This window comes from Pseudoalteromonas sp. RB2-MNA-CIBAN-0110, from assembly GCF_040309305.1.
Classification (GTDB): Bacteria; Pseudomonadota; Gammaproteobacteria; order Enterobacterales; family Alteromonadaceae; genus Pseudoalteromonas; species Pseudoalteromonas arctica.
This window is the reverse complement of record NZ_JBEOOQ010000366.1, coordinates 1-229: the sequence shown is the minus strand read 5'-3', so window position 1 is coordinate 229 and position 229 is coordinate 1. Positions and strand designations below refer to the sequence as shown.

The 229-nt window shown below is 40.2% G+C and carries 1 protein-coding gene; it reads right to left on the bottom strand.

What is annotated here, in order from left to right:
• The coding region (locus AAEY68_RS21820) for a PilZ domain-containing protein (RefSeq protein ID WP_350586915.1) at nucleotides 1-229 on the bottom strand (229 nt) is incomplete at both ends.

Sequence of the window (229 nt, the reverse complement as noted above, 5' to 3'; positions counted from 1 at the left end):
ATGCAACGCATATCTTTAATGTCGTCGATTTCTTGGGTTGTTTTAATATCAAACATAACACCCGTTAACGAAATATCTTTTATAACGCCTTCAAAAGAAGGGCGATCATCCGATAATTTTAACTTGGCTGGAAACAGCGTCGGTATACGCGCTTGCGAGCGCAGTTCAAATAGCTGTACTTGTGAAGGATAGTCGATAAACAATAACTTAGCTGGGTGAGATGCTACAG